General features: G+C 68.5%; 2 protein-coding genes. Both read right to left on the bottom strand.

Annotated elements, in window-relative coordinates:
• Positions 1-178 precede the first annotated feature (178 nt).
• On the bottom strand, positions 179-874 hold the full coding sequence (gene kdpE, locus ACYP5B_RS40710) for a two-component system response regulator KdpE (protein WP_267605029.1): 696 nt from the start codon (positions 872-874) through the stop codon (positions 179-181).
• Between the two features lies 1 nt (position 875).
• Positions 876-3818, bottom strand: a complete 2943-nt coding sequence (locus ACYP5B_RS40705) for a DUF4118 domain-containing protein (protein WP_459573416.1) — start codon at positions 3816-3818, stop codon at positions 876-878.
• Positions 3819-3967: the final 149 nt, after the last annotated feature.

The following is a 3967-nucleotide window of genomic DNA, read 5'->3' as shown; positions in this document are numbered from 1 at the left end:
AGTCTTTCGCCCCATCCGGGTCGCCTTCTTTGCCTACTTTCTTGGCGAGACAAGAAAGTAGGTCGCCTCCCCGCAGGGGAGGTGAAACTGCAGTTGCCCTTGACGTTAAGCAGTTGAAGTTGAAGCTGATTTTGCAGTTGCAGTTGCAGTTGCAGTTGCAGCTGATCTTGCAACTCCCTCACCCCACAAACCGATACCCCACCCCCACCTCAGTCATCAAATGCGAAGGCTGCGCCGGATCAGCCTCCAGCTTGTGCCGCAAGTGCCCCATATACACCCGCAAATAATGGCTGCTCTCCGAGTGCGCCGGCCCCCATACTTCCCGCAGCAGTTCGCGATGCGTCATGACCTTGCCGCGATGCGCGATCAGCACGGCAAGCAAGCGATACTCGATCGGCGTCAGGTGCACATCCTGCCCGGCGCGGGTGACGACGCGGTTGGCCAGGTCGATCTGCACCTCGCCAAAGGCGATCTGCGGCGTGCCTTGCGGATTGGTCTTGGCATGCCTGCGCAGCAGCACGCGCACGCGCGCGATCAGCTCGCCCACGCCGAAAGGCTTGGTCAGGTAATCGTCCGCGCCGGCGTCCAGCGCGGCGATCTTGTCGTCCTCGCCGGAGCGTGCCGATAGCACCAGCACGGGCACTTCGGTCCAGGTGCGCATCTCGCGGATCAGCGTCATGCCGTCGCCGTCGGGCAGGCCCAGGTCGAGGATCACCACGTCGGGCTGGCGCGTGCCGGCATCGATCAGGCCGCGCTTGAGCGTCTCGGCCTCATGCACGGCACAGCCTTCTGCCTGCAGCGCCTCGCGCACGAAGCGCCGGATATGCGGCTCGTCTTCGACCAGCAGGACAGTCGGCGAAAATTCAAATGCCATTTCAGTTGGACTCCTTGTTTGCTGCACCGTGCGCGACCAGCCCGGCGCCGCTTCCGTGCGCGGCGGCTTGCAGCGATTCAGCCGGCCCAGGCAACTCAAGCGGCTCGGGCTCGATCGCAGGCGGATTGCCGCGCGGCAGCGCCACGACAAAGCGTGCGCCAGTGTGGTCCGCGTTCACGCTCTCCACCCAGATGCGCCCGCCGTGCACCTGCACGATGGCTTCGCACACGGCCAGGCCGAGGCCAACGCCCGCGGTCGCGGACTCGCGCTCGCCGCGCGTGAATTTCTGGAAGATCGAAAGCTCCTGCCCGCGCGGCACGCCGGGGCCGTCGTCCGCCACCGCGAGCCGCACCTCCGCTTCGACCACTTCGCCGGAGATGCGGATGCCGGTGCCCGGCGGCGTGTACTTGGCAGCGTTCTCCAGCAGGTTGCACAGCACGCGCTCCATCAGTACCGCATCGCACTCCACCAGCGGCAGCGCCGATAGATCCGCGACCGACACGCGGTGCCGCGACAGCGCATCGCGCATGCCGGCAAGCGCCGCGCCGACCAGCTCTTCGAGCGACTGCCACTCTTTTTGCATGCGCACGTCGCGGCTTTGCAGGCGCGCCATGTCGAGCAGGTTGACCACCATGGTGCGCATGCGCAGCGCCTGCTCGCGCATCGCGCCGACCGTTTCCGACAACGACGGCGGCAGCGGCGGCTCCGCGCGCTGCATGGTCTCGGCCATGCCGATCAGGCTGGTCAGCGGCGTGCGCAGATCATGCGAGACCGCGGCCAAGAGCGAGCTGCGCAGCCGCTCCGATTCCATCGACACCAGCGCCTGCTGCGCCACCTCCACATAGTGCAGCCGCTCGATGGCGATCGCGATCAGCGTGGCGAACACATCGATCTGCCGGCGCCGCTCGGGCCGCGCGAAGGCGCGCCACTCCTGCGGCTCCACCGCCAGCACGCCGCGCGTCTGCATGGGCGCCTTGAGCGGCAGGTAGAGCACGGTGCTGCCCGGCAGCGTGTGGGTGCCGGTGCCGGCAGGCTGGCCGTGATCGAACACCCATTGCGCCAGCACGGGATCGATCGCGTCGCTGCCGCGTTGCATGGGATCGATCACGGGCGGCATCAACCGCCCCTTGGCCGAGACCAGGAAGAATGCCGAGCGCGCGCCAAGCGCGGCTTGCAGGAAGCGGCTGCTGATGTCGATGATCTGCTCGGGCATCAAAGCGGCGGACAACTCGCGCGCCAGCTCGTACAGGGTGCGCGCATCGGTTTCGCGCTCCACCGACACCTGCGCTTGCTCGCGCAGGCCGGCAGTGAGCTGGCCGATCACAAGGCCCACCGCAAGCATCACCACGAACGTCACCAGGTACTGCACATCGCTCACCGAGAACGACATGCGCGGCGGCACGAAGAAAAAGTCGAAGGCCGCCACCGACACCACCGAGGCCAGCGCGGCGGGCCCGCGCCCGTGGCGCAGCGCCACCGCCACCACGGCGGCCAGGAACAGCATGGCGATATTGACCAGCTCGAACCACGGGCGCGCCACCGCCGACAACAAGCTGGCGCCCGCGCACCACGCGATTGCCCACAGGTAGTCCACGCGGTGCGCCACCACGCCGCTGACGTCGTTGCGGGCGGGGTCCTCGCGCACGTCGGCGCGCCCCGGCTCCGGCTGCGCGCGGCCGCGCGTGTCGGTGCCCATGGCATCGGCGGCAACGCGGATCACGTCGATCTCCGGGCAGCCCAGGGCCAGCGAATCGGCAAAGCTATGGCGCCCGAACAGCCATGCGCGCGCGCCCAGGAACGGCGCCAGGCTGAGCGCGATCAACGCGCGGCCACGCGCCAGCAGGCCGCCGCCGCTGGGGCGCCAGTTGCCGGGTGCGCGCCCCACCACCACCTTGGTCAGGTTGTGACGCCGTACATAGCCCGTCACCGCCTGCACGATATCGCTGCCAGCCAGGGTTTCGGTGCGCGCGCCGAGCTCTTCCGCGAGCCGCATCGCGTCCTGCACGTTGGTGCGCTCATGCACGGCAAACGGCGCCAGGCGCGGCGTGGCCACCGTGACCACATGCCAGTCGCAATCCAGTTGCCCGGCTAGCCGGCGCGCGCTCTTGACCACCTGCCCGGCATCGTCGCCGGTGCCGATGCACGCCAGCACCGCTTCGCGCGTGCGCCACACCGGGCGGATCGATTCGGCATGGCGGTAAGCGCGCACGTCATCGTCGACGCGGTCGGCGGTGCGGCGCAGCGCGAGCTCGCGCAACGCGATCAGGTTGCCCTTGCGGAAGAAATTGGTGGCCGCGGTGCGCGCCTGCTCCGGCAGGTAGACCTTGCCGTCGCGCAGCCGCCGCAGCAATTCGTCGGCGGGCAGGTCCACCAGAATGACTTCGTCGGCGTCGTCGAAGACCGTGTCGGGCACGGTCTCCCACACGCGGATGCCGGTGATGCCGCCCACCGCCTCGTTGAGGCTGTCCAGGTGCTGGACGTTGACGGTGGTCCACACATCGATGCCGGTCGACAGCAATTCCTCGATGTCCTGCCAGCGCTTGGGGTGGCGGCTGCCGGTGGCGTTGGAATGCGCCAGCTCGTCGACCAGGATCAGCGCCGGGCGCCTGGCCAGCGCGCCGTCCAGGTCGAACTCCAGCAGCACGCGATCGTCGAGCTTGTGATGCGGCATGGCCTTCATCGGCAGCCGCTCCAGATCCGCGATCAGCACCTCGGTCTCGGCGCGGCCATGGGTCTCGACCACGCCGATCACGACATCGCTGCCCTGCTCGCGCAGCGCCCGCGCGGCGGTGAGCATGGCGAAGGTCTTGCCGACGCCGGCGGAAGCGCCGAAATACACACGCAGCTTGCCGCGCGCGGCGCGCTCGCCCTCCTCCTGCATGCGTTGCAGCAGGGCGTCGGGATCGGGCCGCTCGGGAGCGTCGCGCTGGGCGGTGTCAGGCATGGTGGGGGGTCATTGCACGGAGAGGAGGATGGATGAAAACGATTGTGCCACGCCTGCGGTCAGACATAAGCCCCGGGGCGCATGCCGAAGCCGCCGACCGGGCCAACACCACGCGCTACGACGACGGCTCTCTCTCCCTCTCCCCTCAT

The sequence above is a fragment of the Cupriavidus sp. 8B genome (genome assembly GCF_054589115.1).
Note: the sequence above shows the minus strand (reverse complement) of the source record. Positions and strands in the feature narration are given on the sequence as shown.

Coding starts and splice junctions, on each gene's coding strand:
- kdpE (WP_267605029.1), bottom strand. CDS start 874: ATGGCATTTGAATTTTCGCCGACTGTCCTGCTGGTCGAAGACGAGCCG.
- ACYP5B_RS40705 (WP_459573416.1), bottom strand. CDS start 3,818: ATGCCTGACACCGCCCAGCGCGACGCTCCCGAGCGGCCCGATCCCGAC.